15 protein-coding genes are annotated in these 15,652 nt (G+C 50.3%); 6 read left to right on the top strand and 9 right to left on the bottom strand.

Going from position 1 to position 15,652, the window contains the following annotated elements; translation table 11 throughout:
* Positions 1–67: 67 nt before the first annotated feature.
* Positions 68–325 carry a DUF1471 domain-containing protein gene (locus tag D8682_RS26115; protein ID WP_064547307.1) on the bottom strand — a complete coding sequence of 86 codons (258 nt, stop codon included), beginning with the start codon at positions 323–325 and terminating at the stop codon, positions 68–70.
* Positions 326–613: 288 nt separating this feature from the next.
* Here D8682_RS26115 and D8682_RS26120 point away from each other — a divergent pair, with 288 nt between their 5' ends.
* The gene (locus tag D8682_RS26120) at positions 614–961 is read left to right on the top strand and encodes a hypothetical protein (protein WP_064547305.1); all 348 of its coding nucleotides are present in this window, start codon (positions 614–616) and stop codon (positions 959–961) included.
* Positions 962–1,038: 77 nt separating this feature from the next.
* Here D8682_RS26120 and D8682_RS26125 read toward each other — a convergent pair whose 3' ends face one another.
* On the bottom strand, positions 1,039–1,335 hold the full coding sequence (locus D8682_RS26125; RefSeq protein WP_064547302.1) for a YciI family protein: 297 nt from the start codon (positions 1,333–1,335) through the stop codon (positions 1,039–1,041).
* A gap of 223 nt (positions 1,336–1,558) precedes the next feature.
* Between D8682_RS26125 and tonB the strand changes: the two genes are divergently transcribed.
* Positions 1,559–2,278 carry a TonB system transport protein TonB gene (gene tonB / locus D8682_RS26130; RefSeq protein ID WP_064547300.1) on the top strand — a complete coding sequence of 240 codons (720 nt, stop codon included), beginning with the start codon at positions 1,559–1,561 and terminating at the stop codon, positions 2,276–2,278.
* A gap of 62 nt (positions 2,279–2,340) precedes the next feature.
* Here tonB and pqqU read toward each other — a convergent pair whose 3' ends face one another.
* The 4 genes from pqqU to D8682_RS26150 form a co-directional block, all read right to left on the bottom strand.
* Entirely contained in the window at positions 2,341–4,464 is a 2,124-nt protein-coding gene (gene pqqU, locus D8682_RS26135; protein ID WP_121815564.1) for a TonB-dependent receptor PqqU, read from the bottom strand.
* Between the two features lie 244 nt (positions 4,465–4,708).
* Positions 4,709–6,175, bottom strand: a complete 1,467-nt coding sequence (gene ansP / locus D8682_RS26140) for an L-asparagine permease (RefSeq protein WP_064547296.1) — start codon at positions 6,173–6,175, stop codon at positions 4,709–4,711.
* A gap of 209 nt (positions 6,176–6,384) precedes the next feature.
* Positions 6,385–9,480, bottom strand: a complete 3,096-nt coding sequence (locus D8682_RS26145) for a beta-galactosidase (RefSeq protein ID WP_121815565.1) — start codon at positions 9,478–9,480, stop codon at positions 6,385–6,387.
* A gap of 112 nt (positions 9,481–9,592) precedes the next feature.
* Positions 9,593–10,699 carry a LacI family DNA-binding transcriptional regulator gene (locus D8682_RS26150; RefSeq protein WP_121815566.1) on the bottom strand — a complete coding sequence of 369 codons (1,107 nt, stop codon included), beginning with the start codon at positions 10,697–10,699 and terminating at the stop codon, positions 9,593–9,595.
* Between the two features lie 87 nt (positions 10,700–10,786).
* Between D8682_RS26150 and D8682_RS26155 the strand changes: the two genes are divergently transcribed.
* Both D8682_RS26155 and pptA read left to right on the top strand, forming a co-directional pair.
* Positions 10,787–11,587: an arylamine N-acetyltransferase gene (locus D8682_RS26155; RefSeq protein WP_121815567.1), complete on the top strand. Its 801-nt coding sequence runs from the start codon at positions 10,787–10,789 to the stop codon at positions 11,585–11,587.
* A gap of 61 nt (positions 11,588–11,648) precedes the next feature.
* Positions 11,649–11,879 carry a tautomerase PptA gene (gene pptA, locus D8682_RS26160; RefSeq protein WP_064547288.1) on the top strand — a complete coding sequence of 77 codons (231 nt, stop codon included), beginning with the start codon at positions 11,649–11,651 and terminating at the stop codon, positions 11,877–11,879.
* A 44-nt stretch (positions 11,880–11,923) separates the two neighbouring features.
* Here pptA and D8682_RS26165 read toward each other — a convergent pair whose 3' ends face one another.
* Positions 11,924–12,958, bottom strand: a complete 1,035-nt coding sequence (locus D8682_RS26165) for an AI-2E family transporter (RefSeq protein ID WP_064547286.1) — start codon at positions 12,956–12,958, stop codon at positions 11,924–11,926.
* Between the two features lie 480 nt (positions 12,959–13,438).
* On the opposite strand from D8682_RS26165, the gene mdtJ reads away from it, so the two are divergent.
* Together mdtJ and mdtI are read left to right on the top strand one after the other, a co-directional pair.
* Positions 13,439–13,816, top strand: a complete 378-nt coding sequence (gene mdtJ, locus D8682_RS26170; RefSeq protein ID WP_083963401.1) for a multidrug/spermidine efflux SMR transporter subunit MdtJ — start codon at positions 13,439–13,441, stop codon at positions 13,814–13,816.
* Entirely contained in the window at positions 13,803–14,132 is a 330-nt protein-coding gene (mdtI, locus tag D8682_RS26175; RefSeq protein ID WP_064547282.1) for a multidrug/spermidine efflux SMR transporter subunit MdtI, read from the top strand. Before mdtJ ends, mdtI begins: the two co-directional genes overlap by 14 nt.
* Before the next feature lie 37 nt (positions 14,133–14,169).
* Here mdtI and D8682_RS26180 read toward each other — a convergent pair whose 3' ends face one another.
* Together D8682_RS26180 and asr are read right to left on the bottom strand one after the other, a co-directional pair.
* Positions 14,170–14,976 (bottom strand): serine protease, encoded by an 807-nt coding sequence (locus D8682_RS26180; RefSeq protein WP_064547281.1) that lies wholly within the window; start codon positions 14,974–14,976, stop codon positions 14,170–14,172.
* A gap of 289 nt (positions 14,977–15,265) precedes the next feature.
* The gene (gene asr / locus D8682_RS26185; RefSeq protein WP_064547279.1) at positions 15,266–15,589 is read right to left on the bottom strand and encodes an acid resistance repetitive basic protein Asr; all 324 of its coding nucleotides are present in this window, start codon (positions 15,587–15,589) and stop codon (positions 15,266–15,268) included.
* Positions 15,590–15,652: the final 63 nt, after the last annotated feature.

Here is a 15,652-nt window from a genome sequence, read left to right on the forward strand (position 1 = left end):
CCATTCAGTACGCTGCGCATTGTCACCTTTTGTGAATCTTTGAACAATGTTTCCTGGTTATCCAATGTTATTTGTAGAGGGTCGCCTCTCCGTAGACCTGCCCATCATCGCTACTCTCGGTCGTGATCGTATAGGCTGATGCACCGTTGTTTATTGCTTCTGCTTTAAGGGAGTTTTCCACTTCTTCAATAGTGCTCCCCCTTGCTGTGAGGGTGCCGCTTTGTTGGTTATAAGAGGTTTCATCGGCGAGAGTATCAACAGCCAGGGTCGTTATCGGAAGGGCTATCAGGACCGCAGCTACTGAAAAATAAAGTAAATTTTTCATCATTACATCCTCAAGGCTTACGAGTGATTAAAAGTAATTACCTCATAAAGTGTAGGTGAAATGACTTGGCGAAAAGTCAAAAAAACGATGGGATAATTCTCATTTTGTTAATGCTAAAACATGACGAATTTGCTGTTTTGATTTTCATGCAACACTTGTGAATTGGAACCGTGTCAGCCGATCATGATTGCGCTCGGCAGTTAGATTTATTCAATAAACCGGATAACATTGACTACTATTAGGGGGAAGCCGCTAAAGGGTTGATTTTCGTAACCTAAGGAATGAATCATGTTGAAAAAATTCTGTGTTATTGCCGTGACAGGCGTTCTTGTTTCAGGCTGTGCATCCCAGAATGATTTATCCCCACAAGAAAAGAAATACCAACGTGTAAATGCCGCCGCGCATCAATGTGCAGAAGAAGTAAAAAATAAAACCATCGAATTAACCGCCAAAGGAATGTCAACTACCGTCCGTTGGACGACCTTACAGTATGTGGTGACAGGCTCCGATGGCACAGAAAATCTGCGCGCAGTTGAGTACAGAACGTCCACAGTTCTGGATAATGACGTACCGGGGAGTGCGTGGAAAATATGCATGCAAAATGCCGATGCGTTGGTCCCAGAGTTGAAGTTCTGAGTGTCGTATTCAGAAAGAAAAGGCACTTCAAAATACGATGAGTACTTATTTGTGCCCTTTATGAATTAAAGAATAAATCAGAAGACCTTTTTATAGGGCTTGATCGCGACCTGTTTAACGACGCCAGCGGCGATATAAGGATCGGCCTCGGCCCAGGCTTGTGCATCTTCTAGCGACGCAAACTCAGCAATAACCGTTGAACCGGTAAAACCCGCAGCCCCTGGATCATTGCTATCAACGGCAGGCATTGGCCCCGCGGTTAACAAGCGACCTTCATCGCGTAAAAGTTGTAGGCGTGCAAGATGGGCAGGGCGCACAGCTAGCCGCTTTTCGAGAGAATCGGCATTATCTTCCGCATAAATGATATACAGCACGTGCAGCACTCCTTTTGATATGAGGGTTGTAAAATACGGTAAGTGAATGGCGCAAAGACTGCAATTGAAACATAAACAAGATGTTAAATCGCGGTCACGAATGGGGGAAAAACCTGCAGGTGGAAGGAAAAAGAGCCACTTTCTTCGATGCGTTGTTGAATATGATTGCTATTTGCATTTAAAATTGACGCCTGTTTAAGAGACTTAAGCCATTATGACGTCAATGACCCTTGATTTACCTCGCCGCTTTCCATGGCCAACCGTTCTCTCGGTTGTGATACATGGTGCTGTTGTCGCGGGGTTGCTCTATACCTCGGTACATCAGGTTATTGAGTTGCCAGCGCCCGCACAGCCTATCAGTGTCACCATGGTGACCCCGGCTGAGCTCGAACCCCCACAACCTGAAGTGGTGCAACCGCCTCCGCAGCCGGTAGCAGAACCTGAGCCAGAACCGATTCCCGAACCGCCAAAAGAAGCGCCGGTCGTCATCCATAAGCCTGAGCCGAAACCCAAACCAAAGCCTAAGCCAAAGCCGGTGAAAAAAGTGGAACAGCCGAAGCCAGAAGCCAAACCGGTTGAACCCCGTCCAGCAACTGCGGTAACCAACACTGCACCAGCTCGTCCGGCACCGGTTGCTAAAACGGCACCAGTGGCGTCTACCGCTCCGGTTGCGACAGGGCCACGCGCGCTTAACCGTAATTCGCCACAGTATCCTTCTCGTGCACATGCGTTACGCATTGAAGGTAAAGTGCGGGTGAAGTTTGATGTTGGCCCGGATGGCAGCGTGAGTAACGTGAGCATCCTCTCCGCAACGCCTGCCAATATGTTTGAGCGTGAAGTGAAAATGGCGATGAAAAAATGGCGCTACGAAAGCGGAAAGCCAGGCCAGGGTTTGATTGTCAATGTGGTCTTCAAACTTAACGGCGGCGCAACGATGGAGTGATCAAGCTCCTTGCCAAATAAAAACGGAACCTAATGGTTCCGTTTTTTGTTTATAAGCTGTACTTACAAGAAGGTGTAACTCAAATTCACACCCACGCCATAATTGCGCCCCGGTGCAGGTTCGAAGTAGCGACCATTACTTTCGTTGACGATGACAGAGCCGACATATTCCCGATCAAATAAGTTATCGACACGCCCCCAAACATCCAACAGCCAGCGTTCCTGAATACGCAATTTGTAACCGCTGTTGAGCGAGGCAACCGTATAAGCAGGCGCCTGTTCGCTATTCTCATCATTGGCCTGAATGTCACTCATATAGCGAACGTCAGCACCGGCATAAAAACCTTCTGGCGGTGCGTATTCCAGCGCCGCGTAGCCCATGTTACGCGCAATACCCGGAATGCGATTTCCCTCGCAATTGTCTTCACCCCCACAAGCGTTACTGCGATACGTTGCATCCAGATAAGTCCACGCCATTTTTACGCGCCAGTCATAACCTAACTGGCTATCAGCAGAAAGCTCCATGCCACGACGGCGTGTCTCACCGGCATTTTTATAGGTTGTGCGGCCACCACTACTTTGGTCGGCAACAATCTCATCGTCGGTGTCTGTCTGGAATAGCGCGGCGGTCAACAAACTGTTGCCGACCCGGGTTTTGCTGCCGATTTCTATGGTGTCGCTGGTGGATGGCTTCAGACCGAAATTCAAACCCGCCTGGCCATTATCACGATAGGAGAGTTCGTTGATGGTCGGTGTTTCAAAACCGCGACCCGCAGAGGTATACACATTCCACGCATCGTTGACTGCATACTTCAGTGCCGCCGCTGGCAGCCATTTGTGATAGCTCGCGTCACCACTGTCATCGCCATTCCGGGCAGTAATGTATTCGTCATTCGAATCGAAATAAACCGAACTAAAACGCACACCAGCATCGAGACTCAGCTTATCGGTGAATTGCCACGCGGTTTGTAGATACGGGTCTACATTCCACATCAGATTACGTTCGTCACGGCGCAAATCGCCTTTCTCACCCAAAACCGTGGTGCCATTTTCGACCACAAAGTTTTCATAGCCTTTGCGCTTTTCTGACATGGTTTCGTAATCAAGACCCGTGGTAAATGTCACTGGGACAGATAGCAGATTGCCACGGTGCGTCCAGCGTGAATCAATCCCCTGATAATGGCGGCTCAGCTCAATCACACCACCGGGATGAGTTGGGTTTAACTGCGGAGCGACGGGTATCGATTGGTATTGAGTGGTTTCGCGCACACCTGCATAGGTCATGACACTGAGGTCATCATTAGCGGTTAATTGCCTGTCGTAACGCAGGCCGGCCTGCGTTTGTTTTGTGGTTTTACGCGTATTGTACTGCTCAGCGCGAGGTGCCTGAGTGGGGTTATCGTGCCATTCCTGCTCGGTTAAACCGCCTGGGTCGTTGGCATCAATATCGACGCTATTGAGCAGCAGCGTCAATTTACTGGCTTCATTAAGGCGCACACCCAATTTGGCGTTACCGAGATTTTTTTGCGCGCTACTGTGGTCACGATAACCATGAGTGGTAAAGCGCGAAGCCGAAACCGCGTAATCGACATCGCCCGCTTGTGTGCCATCGCCTGTTGCACCGGTGGCTTTAATGCTGTTGCGCCAGCTTCCGAAACTGCCGTAATAACTGCTGGCTTCCAGCGTTGGTGGCTGAGTTCCGGTAGTGGTGCTGACATTCACCACACCGCCAGAAGCGTTACCGTAAAGTGCGGAGAAGGGGCCACGTAACACCTCGATACTTTCTACGCTATTGATGTCGATATTTGAGGTTTGGCCCTGGCCATCAGGCATGGTTGCCGGAATGCCATCGACATACATGCGTACGCCACGCACACCGTAAGTGGAACGCGAACCAAAACCACGAACCGACAACTGTAAATCCTGCGCATAGTTTTGACGGTTCTGGACTTGCAAGCCAGCAACACTGCCCAGGCTCTCGGAAAGATTTACACGCGGTGCCGCCTGGCGCATATCATCGCCATTAACAACACTCACCGCCGCAGGCGTATCCAACTCGGAAATCGTGCCTTGTGTTGCAGTCACGACCATCGTCTCTTCTGCCGCAAGCGCGGGCAGGGCGAACGAAGAAAGGGCCGGAACTAAGATAAGTGGAAGAGACAGCTTTCCATGTTGCACAATTTTCATCAGACATTTTCACAGGTAGGAACATTTACGCTCCGGACGAACCATCTGGAACATTCAAGTGCATATGTTAATACTTGTGATGAATGTTTGAAAAGTGTTAACGGCACATAACGTTAATGCGATGAAAAACGGCAGGCTAAAAAAATAGCCCCAAAATGGGGCTATCAGATGGCTGACAAAGGCCACTAAACAGGTGTTGCAGGGGGATTAGCGATAGCGTCATCCACCCTTTGCGCAAGTTTTGTCAGCTGGCGTTGTCTTCGTAGTGTTTATTAACATCGTGAGCGAGTTCATGGACACGTTTACGTGCACCAAACCAGCCAATGACAAGCACCAAAGCAATCAATGGGATAGAGGCGATGGTGTAGGTTCCATTCGGGTAATCAAAGGCCATCAACACTAACACGCTGAACAGGAATAACAGCGTCAGCCACGAGGTGAAAGGCGCACCCGGCATTTTAAAGCTGACATCTGCGGCTTTGCCTTCTTTAATCGCTTTGCGTAAACGCATCTGGCAAACCACGATAAACGCCCAGGAAGAAATAATACCCAGCGAAGCCACGTTAAGGACGATTTCAAAGACCTGCGACGGCACCAGGTAATTCAGGAATACGCCAATCACATACACTCCAAGCGTCACCAGAATACCCGCGTAAGGGACTTGCTGCTTGCTCATTTTCGCCATGAATTTAGGCGCTGAACCGCCCATCGACATCGAACGCAAAATACGTCCGGTGGAATAGAGGCCAGAGTTCAGGCTGGATAATGCAGCACTCAGAACCACCATATTCATAATGTCGCCGATATACGGCACGCCGAGTTTTGAGAAGAAGGTGACAAATGGGCTTTGTCCGGCTTGATAGGCATTCCATGGCAACAACAGCACCAGTAAAACCACCGAACCGACGTAGAAAAGACCGATACGCCAGATAACGCTATTAATGGCTTTTGGTACCATATTCTGCGGGTCTTTACACTCGCCAGCCGCCGTACCCACCAGTTCAATCGAGGCGAAGGCAAATACCACGCCTTGCACCAGCACTAATGCCGGTAATAAACCGTGTGGGAAGAATCCGCCGTTATCGGTAATTAAATGGAAACCCGTGGTATTGCCATCGAGCATTTTCCCGCTGCCGAGGAAAATAGTACCCACCACCAAAAAGACCACGATGGCGAGGACTTTAATTAACGCGAACCAAAATTCCATTTCGGCAAACCACTTCACGCCGATCATGTTCATGGTGCCGACTATGCCCAGTGCGCACAGTGCAAATACCCATTGCGGTACATCACCGAAGGCACCCCAATAATGCATATATAAAGCGACAGCGGTAATGTCGACAATGCCGGTCATTGCCCAGTTGACGAAGTACATCCAGCCTGCAACATACGAAGCTTTTTCACCGAGAAATTCACGGGCGTAAGAAACGAAGCTGCCGCTTGATGGGCGATGGAGCACCAGCTCGCCCAGTGCGCGTAAAATGAAGAAAGAGAAGATCCCGCAAACCAGATACACCAGCGCTAACGCCGGGCCTGCCATTTGCAGACGAGCACCTGCACCTAAAAACAGACCGGTGCCAATGGCGCCGCCGATGGCAATCATTTGTACCTGACGATTACCCATCGCTTTGTGATAACCGGAATCATGAGAATTGAGCCAGCGTCGCTTGGCTGCGTGTTTTTCTGCTTCCGTTTTGTGTGTTGCTTTCATGTTAACCCTGTTCCCTTGTTAAAAGATCCCCGTGCATTTGCCTGGCATTTTTATAACTTCAGCGCCATGGCAAATCGGGCGCTAGATCCTATACAGGATTGTTAACGGACGCTAATGTCTTTTTTTGAAAAAGGGGGTTGGGGCGCGAAAAAAATGTTACGAAAATGCAACGCGGAAAACCCGCGCTGCATAGAGGAAGATGCGAGGAATCAGCGGCGCTGCCAGCTTATCGCGTAGTGATAGTGTTTTTTATCAAGCCAAAACTCGGGTGATACGCTCGGGCTCCAGGAGTCATCGCCACCTACGCCCATATGGAAACCATCCAGATTTAAACAAGTTCCAGCTTGCTTGACCAATAAATGGCGATGCGAGGTTTCGCGCAATTGTTGTTGGCTAAAGCGGCTGATATTGAAATGGAAGTTCCCCTGCCAAAGGTTGTCGCCATATTCCAGCCTCTGGGTAGCGCAGCGCAGGCCGTTTTCGGATGGGAAAACATACGGCGTATACAGATCTTCAAGCGGGCGCTGCCAGTGGCCAAATAATGCCGATTGCTGGCGATCAGGGTAGTTTTCATGCGGCCCCAGCCCCAGCCAACTGACAGGCGCATCAATTTGCGCTAACTCGCAAGTCAGCCCGATGCGCGCCGGAGGCGGGGTGCCAAAAGCGACCTCAACATCAACGCTAATATGCAGTGTGCCTTCGCAATCAATACGCCAGCTTTTATGGCTGACAAACAGCGTTTTCCCGTTGTGCTGCCAGCTATGTGTGGTGCGGATCAGCACTTCGTTGGCCAGTTGTTCGGCTTCACAATTTTGCAACTGGGATTCCAGTTGATACATGCCCGCCGCTTTCCAGCGTTCGACCCAGGCGTTGGGATCGATACGGCTGGCTTCACTGACGCCAATGTCGTTATCCAGCGGGGCGCGAGTGAACTGGTCTTGCAGTGGTTGCAGCAGTGCGGGTTGCTGCGCTTTCCACCACTGGCTTAATAAACCGGTTTCACGATTGAACTGCCAGTGGTGCTTGCCGAGGCGAATAGTGAAATGACAATGGCTGGTTTCAAGCCCTGGCGTTTCACCGCTAAATGGCAGCGGTGTGCCGCTGAGTATGCCCGGTAACTGCCATTGATCCCAGGCGCAAACATGCCCGGCTTCACACCAGTCGGTAGCGTGGATTTGCTGCACTTTCACCGTCAGCCACACGTCGCCATTTTGGGTTATCGGCGGCAGGGCATCAAAAACCAGGTTCTGTGTGCCTTCAGGGGCAATATCTAACAACACTTCACCTTCTGCGAGCAGTACACCAGCCTGCGAAACATCCCAAATCAGGCGCTCGTTATCGCTAGGGCGGAACAAATATTCGCTTGTCACTTCAAGGCGCAATGGTGTTTCACGATGCAGGGCGAACTGGAAAAACTGCTGTGCTTGCTGGGCTTCATACAGCGCCGGATGCGGTGTGCGGTCGGCAAACACCAGGCCATTCATACAGAACTGCCGATCGTTTGGTTTGTCGCCAAAATCACCGCCGTAAGCTGACCAGGCTTCACCGTTTTCGTCATGTTTAATCAACGACTGGTCGACCCAATCCCAGACAAAGCCGCCTTGTAAGCGAGGATGCTGGCGGAATGCTTGCCAGTATTTGTGGAAGCCGCCAAAGCTATTGCCCATGGCGTGGGCATATTCGCAAAGGATCAGCGGGCGTGTTTCATCCGGCATGCCGATCCACTTTTTAATCGACCATTTTGGCACCGCCGGGAACGGCTGATCCTGGTCGACACGCGCGTACATCGGGCAAATGATATCGGTGGCAGCACTGTTGGCACCGCCGCCTTCATATTGCACCGGGCGTGTGGGGTCGAATGATTTTATCCAGCGATACAGAGCGTCATGGTTCGCACCATGCCCGGATTCATTACCGAGCGACCAGATGATAATAGAAGGGTGGTTAACATCGCGTTGTACCATGCGCGTGACGCGTTCTGTCATCGCAGGTAGCCAGACCGGGTCGTCACTCAGGCGATTCATTGGCACCATACCGTGGGTTTCAATGTTCGCCTCATCCACCACATATAAGCCGTAACGGTCGCACAGCCGATACCACAATGGGTGATTGGGATAATGCGAGCAGCGCACGGCGTTGAAGTTGTGCTGCTTCATTAACACGATGTCCTGGCGCATGGTTTGTTCGTCCATGACCTGGCCGTTTAGCGGATGATGTTCATGGCGGTTGGTGCCACGGATCAGCAATGGTTTACCGTTTAACTTCAACAACCCCTGATGGATTTCAACTTTACGGAAACCGACATCATAAGCTTCTGCTTCGATCGTCGCGCCCAGGTTATTGCGTAACGTCACCACTGCGCGATAAAGGTGGGGTTGCTCGGCACTCCACAGGTGCGGGTTGGCGACCGCAATTTTTAACGTCGTGCGGTCATGATATGCGCCACGTTCATCAATAATTTCACTGCCGAGGGCTTGCTGTTTTTCGCCGATGCAATCTTCGCCGTGCCACAATTGCAAGCTGACTTGCCCAGCGCTGTCGATATTGCCTTTAACAACCACCTGAGCTTGCAATATCGCGTGGCTAAAATCTTCGTTTAACTGCGAGCTGATACGCACATCGCTGATTTGTGTGGCGGGTTTATGCAGCAGCGTCACGTCGCGGAAAATCCCGCTCATACGCCACATGTCCTGGTCTTCCAGATAGCTGCCGTCGGACCAGCGCAGCACCATGACCGCAAGGCGGTTTTGCCCTGAGTGCAGCACGCCACTGAGATCAAACTCCGATGGCAGGCGGCTGTCTTGCCCGTAGCCAATCCAGTGCCCGTTACACCACAAGTGAAACGCTGAATTCACACCATCAAAAATAATCCGTGTCTGGCCGCTCTCAAGCCAGGAAGATTCGATACTAAATGTGAGCGAGTAACAACCAGTGGGATTTTCTTCAGGAACGTGCGGTGGGGTGACCGGAATGGGATAAGTGACATTGGTGTAAATCGGCGCATCGAAACCATGCATTTGCCAGTTTGATGGTACCGGAAAAGTCTGTGCATCCGCTAAGTCCGCATCCAGCCAATCTTCGGGAACCTTCTCGGGTTGCGTAAAGTAGCTGAACTGCCAGTCCCCGTTCAGGTGTTTCACACTTTCTGAAACTGCGTCTTCGCGCGCAGCCCGTTCATTACGCCAGCTGGCAAACGGTGGATGAGCTGGCAGGCGGTTTAATTGCGTGACTGCCGGGTTTTCCCAGTCACGGCGGCCAAGAATCGCTGCCAGAGAGGCGGCAACAGTACCTGATTGAATTGTCATGCTGGAGGTTCCTTTGCATTTTTGTGATGCGCTCACAATTTATAGCAATATGATTTTTGTCACTGGCAAAGTAAAGCAGCAAAACAGCTTCAGGTGAGGCGATTCACAGAAATTACTTCAGCCGCGAAACCTGGCGGGCGAGCACAGTCAGCGCATCGGCCAGCGTTTGTGGGGAAGGGGTTGAGGTATCTGGCGCGGCCGTCGTTTTACGTTCGATAAGCGTGATCGGCAGTACCGTGGCCTGCACGGGCATATTTGGCGAGCGTATTTGTTCAATCAGGCGGTCAACGCTGGCAGAACCCAGCAGCTTAAAATCTTGTTTGATGGTGGTCAGCGGCGGGATAAAACAGGCGCTGTCTTCGGTGTCATCATAACCCATTACCGATACTTGCCCCGGTACCGCTAAACCAGATTCATTCAGCGCCCGTAACGCGCCAAGTGCCATTTGGTCGTTGGCGACCAGCAGGGCAGTGAAAGTGATGCCCTGGCCGATTAATGCCAGTGTCTGTAGATAACCCGCTTGTGAGCTCCAGTCGCCTTGCAATTGTGCCACGGCGGTCAGCTGATGCTTTGCCAGCGCCTGTTGCCAGCCTTCAAGACGCAGGCGCGCAGAAACGGAAGCCAACGGCCCACTCAGTAAAGCAATTCGCTGGTGGTCTTGCGCAACCAGATGCTCAACCGCCAGATGCGCACCTGCCGTAGCATCAAAGATAATACTGTCCAGATTCAGCGCGGGTGAGACATCGAGGAACAGCACGGGCACCGTGCCAGACATTTCGTTGATGATTCGTGCCTGCTCACTTTCCAATGGAATGTTGACGATCAAACCGTCGACGCGCTGCGCAAGCAAGTTGTTGACAGCACTTTTGCAGGCTTCTGGATCAGGCTGTTCAATCATCGACATCATGACATTAAAGTGCCGCCGGCTGGCCTGTGACTTTATGGCAGCGGCGATTTGCGACGGGGCATGTAGCGACAAATTACTGGTCACCAGGCCAATGTTCTGGCTCAGTTTCCCAGCCAGCTGCTGCGCTACACGATTGGGAACGTAATTGAGCGACTGCATGGCCGCTTCGACTTTACGCCGGGTTTTATCAGAAACATGCGTCGCCTGATTAATCACGCGTGACACCGTTTGATAGGAAACATTGGCATGTTTCGCCACATCGTAAAGCGTTATCGACTTGGTTTTCACGGTGAGTTTCCTTATGGCGCTCATATTCCTGAGTGTGTAGGGCATTATCGATCATCTGCGAGCAAAAAAACGCATTATAGTGAATTCATCTGTTTTTAAGAGATTGAGATCATGGCTTTTGACCTTCAGGCATATTTCACGCGCATTGGTTTCCAGGGCGAGGCAAAACCGGATCTGGAAACCTTACAACGCATTCATCTGCTGCATACGTGCGCCATTCCTTTTGAAAATTTGGATGTGCTGTTAAGACGAGAAATCCGCTTAGAAATAGAGTACGTTTTTGAAAAACTGGTGGTCGCAGGGCGAGGGGGATACTGCTACGAGCAAAATGCATTGCTGCGTGCGGCTCTTGAGAGTATCGGCTTTGTGGTCGAAGACCTGGCTGCCCGGGTGTTGATTACGCAACCTACCGAGATGCCGCCGCGAACGCATCGTTTATTGCTCGTCACCCTCAATCAACAACGCTACCTGGCCGATGTTGGTTTTGGTGGCAAAACGCTGACGTCCCCGCTGCGATTCGACATGGACGTCGTGCAGACCACCGATTTCGGTGATTATCAATTAACGCAGGTGGATGGTGACTTTTTGCTGAGCACGCATCAGCAGGATAAATGGCTGGCGCTGTATCGTTTCGATTTGCAGCCCCAGTATCTGTCAGACTTCGAGGTGGCTAATTATTATGTTTCGACCTGGCCGCAGTCGCATTTCTGCCAACATTTAATGATCTGTTTGAAAAATGCCGATGGCACAACGTTTACGCAAAATGACAGGCAATTTAACGATGGCCAGCCGCGGACGCTTGACGATGCCGCCGAGTTTTATCAGTTGCTACAGGATAAATTTGGTTTGCGGGTCAATCACCCACGCTATGGCTTCAGTCTTGCGGAATTCGCAGCGATTTCTCTGCCTTAACAGTTGCAAGGAACGGGCGCTTAACGTAAGTATATTGTTTCCAATAAAGGAGAGAACCACTGTGCCACATATCACTGTAAAACACTTTCCGCGTGAACTGACTGACGAACAAAAAGAAGCGCTGGCTGCCGATATTTGTGCCGTACTCAAGAAGCATTTCAATTCAACGGATGAATCATTGTCTGTCGCGTTGACCCCAATCCAGAAAGATCGCTGGAAAGAGGATGTTTACGATAAAGAGATCGCCCCAGCTCTGGATACGCTGGCTAAAAAACCGGGTTACACCCTGTAAACTTTGCTCAGAGCCGCTCCCCAATGGCGAACGGCTCTGGCTGATTAGCTTTTTGTGACATCACTCAACAACACGGCGATACTCTTGCCGCCTTCGGTTTGCTCCAGCGCGATTTTCACCGCAATCGTCAGTGGTACCGACAACAGCATACCTACCGGCCCTAGTAGCCAACCCCAGAAAATCAACGACAAGAACACTACCAGAGTCGATAGCCCCAGCCCTCTGCCCATCATGCGTGGCTCGATGATATTGCCAAACACCAGGTTGATAGCCAGATAACCGGCAACCACCAGTAATGCTTCATACAAGCCACTGAAGACCAATACTTGCGCGACAGGCGGGATCGCTGCCAGTACCGAACCGATGTTAGGAATGTAATTGAGTGAGAAGGCGAGAAGCGCCCAGACGAAGGCAAAATGCACATCTAACATGATGAGCATTATCCAGACTACCAGGCCGGTGACCAGGCTAATCACAGTTTTGAGCACCAGATAATGGCTTACGCTGTCTAATGCTCGCTGAATCGCGACCATGCCGACTTCGGGACGGGACATTAATTGCTGAAGTTTTATTGGCAGCTGTGGCACTTCTATCAGCATGAATATCACGGTTAGCAGCAGTAAAAAGATCGATGACATAGCATTAGAAAGCTGGGTGATAAGACGTGTGGCAAGCGTCATCGCTGAATTCGGGTCGATATACTTGAACAGTTCATCCACTGACACCTTGATTCCGGCCCGTTGCAGCCACGGGTCAATTGCCTGCAGAGGGGAAATAAACGAGGCACGGTATTGCGGCACGGTGCGTGTCAGTTCATTGAGAATGGTGCCAAGATAGGCCAGCAGCAGTACAACCAGGAAGATAATCACCGAAATCACCAGGGTAATCGCCAGCACACGTGGGACATGAATGCGCTCCAGACGACGGATCATCGGGTTGACCACGATGGCAATAAATAGCGCCAGAATAAACGGAACGATCATATCGGCCGCCACTTTTATTCCTGCCAGGATGATGACCAGCATCCCGAACATGAGGACGACTTTTAATCCACCTAACGTAATAATGGGTTTTGCCACTATTGACGATCTCCTTCACAATAATTCGTTCCTTAATTATGGGTATAATACGGGGGTGCAACTGACTAATACACCGTTATTTTTTTGGCAAATCATCGTAAAGAATTGAAAAGAGAGGTTGAGAATATTCTTTGATATGCTAAAAATTAGCAATCTTTAGCTACTGAGGACAATTTACTATCCGCAACTGATGAGAAGCAACAACGCGGATACGTTGTGAAAACTATGGACATTATGCTTACCAACAAGCTGCTCCACACGTCAGAAATCCATCAAACACCCTCGTTTACTTTTGCTTATTCACTTTGCGGTGAACAGCACTGGCGCAACGCGCTTTAGATCCGCTCTCCTGCTTATCCCGTCATATTTCGCGCCCCAGCTGCGTCTGCATGTTTTGCTGGAACTCGAATTATTTAGGGAAAAAATACACACATTTTATTTTAAAGCTTTCGTACAGCTATTTTCTCTGTCAGGAGAGGAATCATGATCTATTGGATATTATTAGCATTAGCCATTGCTGCGGAAATTACCGGCACTTTATCAATGAAATGGTCGAGTGTTAGCGATGATAACCTCGGTTATATTTTCATGCTGTTAATGATCACACTTTCTTATATTTTATTATCATTCTCGGTGAAAAAAATCGCCCTCGGCGTGGCTTACGCTATGTGGGAAGGTATCGGTATTTTATTTATTACTTTATTCAGTGTGCTGCTGTTTGATGAGTCAATCTCATTGCTAAAAATAATTGGACTCACGACGCTGGTGGTCGGGATCGCGCTGATTAAATCAGGTACCGCGACCAAGAAAGAAAGCGCCAGGAAACCAATAAAGGGTAGCGAACATGCAGTCGTTTGAATGGATTCACGCATTATGGTTACTGGCGGCAATTGTGTTGGAAATTGTCGCCAACATTTTCCTGAAACACTCGGATGGTTTCCGTCGTTTTGGTTACGGCGTGCTCTCTCTGTGTGCGGTACTGGCGGCCTTCAGCGCGTTGTCTCAGGCGGTGAAAGGTATCGAATTGTCGGTGGCTTACGCGTTGTGGGGCGGGTTCGGTATTATCGCCACCGTAGCGGCGGGCTGGATTTTGTTTGGTCAACGCCTCAACCGTAAAGGATGGATAGGGCTGGTTCTGTTGCTTACGGGTATGGTGCTCATCAAACTGGCGTAAAAGAAAAGCCGCCTGGCATGAGTGCCGGGCGGTGTCATCATTGACTAGCTAATTTCTGTAACTGCTCGCGAAAACCGGTAACTGAGATCGCCCGGTTGTCGGCGCGATAGCGGTCTTTAGCCGCAGGAGCCGAACTTTGTACGGCGATTAATTGCCAGCCGTTTTCTGTTTTCAGCATTAATGGCGAACCACTGTCACCAGGCAAAGTGTCGCACTGGTGTGATAACACCGTTTTCTGCGCCCAACCGGTTATCTGGCAATCATTATGCGTGTAGAGATCGTCGAGATGGTCTTCCGGATAACCCGACTGCGTGACTTTACGGTCCTGGTTTTTCAGCGCTTCGGTGAGCGCATCACGGTCGCCTTCAAACAGCGGCAACGGCGTGATGCCTGAAGGCGGGTTGTGCAACACAATCAGGCCAAAATCGTGAGGTGCCGCATTAGATGGCACAATCCAGCCATCGCCGTCAGGTTTCAACCGACGCCCCAGCGTGGATTCTACTCGCCCTTCAATATCATGAATCTCGTAACGCCACTTTCCTTTCTGCGAAACAAACCGCAAAGCAATCGCTTTGTCAGGAGTCCCGCGCGGCGGTTGCAGCAAACAATGTCCTGCGGTTAGCGCCAGATGGGGGGAAATTAAGGTCGCAGTGCATAAATTACCGCTGGCAGTCTCAAGCTGACCAATGGCATCCCACGGGGAACTGGCTGAATCGGCGACACGTGTGCGGTCATCCTTACCAAAGAACAGCGTTTTGACGTCAGCAGTGCTCTCGTCATCTGCATGGGAAAGGGCAGGTAAAAAACACAGCACGCCTAACAACAACACCACTTTTTTGCGCATATCACTCTCTGATGGGGCGATTAATTTTAATTTTTATACCCGTCATCCTTCAAGCTGCAGGGGTATATATAGAACCTGTGAATGGATTAACTATAGACGGGTAGCACAGAAAGTGGGAGTAAAAAGTCATTACAGCCAGAAGCTTAGCGTAATAATGCCGCAAAGAATGAGCAGCGTGAGGATGATTTCAAAACTATAGCGTCGCAACATCATCCAGACTCCGGAAGTAAACACCCGGCGAGCCGGGTGTTTGTAGTGTGGCTATGCTTTCGGGATTGCCCCGACAACCTTATGCTGCTGGCTGAGTAGCTGGTTTAGCCGCTTCAGTTTTTGCTACAGGTTTTTTGTGGTGTTTTTTAGCAGCTTGCGCTTTCTGTGCAGCAGGTTTCGCAGCATCAGCTTTCGCTACAGGTTTTTTATGGTGCTTTTTAGCTGCCTGAGCTTTTTGCTCGGTTGCTGCTTTTTTGTGTTTTTTATGATGAGTAGTGGTGGCAGCAGGTGCTTTAGCCGCAGAAGTTGCAACTGGCGCTGCAGTTGCAGTCGTTTCAGCAGCGAAAGCGGCAGAGGACAGACCCATTGCAGCGACTACAACCAGAGCTAATACTTTATTCATCTCGACATCCTCAAATTTGTTTATGTTTGAACCCCTGAGGGGCCGTTGAGATGAACTATAAAC

Origin of the sequence: Buttiauxella sp. 3AFRM03 (assembly GCF_003675305.1) — a bacterium.
Taxonomy (GTDB): Bacteria; Pseudomonadota; Gammaproteobacteria; order Enterobacterales; family Enterobacteriaceae; genus Buttiauxella; species Buttiauxella ferragutiae.

Bases quoted from the DNA above. Each gene is read 5' to 3' on its own strand.
- asr (WP_064547279.1), bottom strand. From the start codon at position 15,589: ATGAATAAAGTATTAGCTCTGGTTGTAGTCGCTGCAATGGGTCTGTCC.
- D8682_RS26120 (WP_064547305.1), top strand. From the start codon at position 614: ATGTTGAAAAAATTCTGTGTTATTGCCGTGACAGGCGTTCTTGTTTCA.
- pqqU (WP_121815564.1), bottom strand. From the start codon at position 4,464: ATGAAAATTGTGCAACATGGAAAGCTGTCTCTTCCACTTATCTTAGTT.
- D8682_RS26155 (WP_121815567.1), top strand. From the start codon at position 10,787: ATGGCTTTTGACCTTCAGGCATATTTCACGCGCATTGGTTTCCAGGGC.
- D8682_RS26115 (WP_064547307.1), bottom strand. From the start codon at position 325: ATGAAAAATTTACTTTATTTTTCAGTAGCTGCGGTCCTGATAGCCCTT.
- ansP (WP_064547296.1), bottom strand. From the start codon at position 6,175: ATGAAAGCAACACACAAAACGGAAGCAGAAAAACACGCAGCCAAGCGA.
- tonB (WP_064547300.1), top strand. From the start codon at position 1,559: ATGACCCTTGATTTACCTCGCCGCTTTCCATGGCCAACCGTTCTCTCG.
- mdtI (WP_064547282.1), top strand. From the start codon at position 13,803: ATGCAGTCGTTTGAATGGATTCACGCATTATGGTTACTGGCGGCAATT.
- D8682_RS26150 (WP_121815566.1), bottom strand. From the start codon at position 10,699: ATGAGCGCCATAAGGAAACTCACCGTGAAAACCAAGTCGATAACGCTT.
- D8682_RS26145 (WP_121815565.1), bottom strand. From the start codon at position 9,480: ATGACAATTCAATCAGGTACTGTTGCCGCCTCTCTGGCAGCGATTCTT.
- D8682_RS26180 (WP_064547281.1), bottom strand. From the start codon at position 14,976: ATGCGCAAAAAAGTGGTGTTGTTGTTAGGCGTGCTGTGTTTTTTACCT.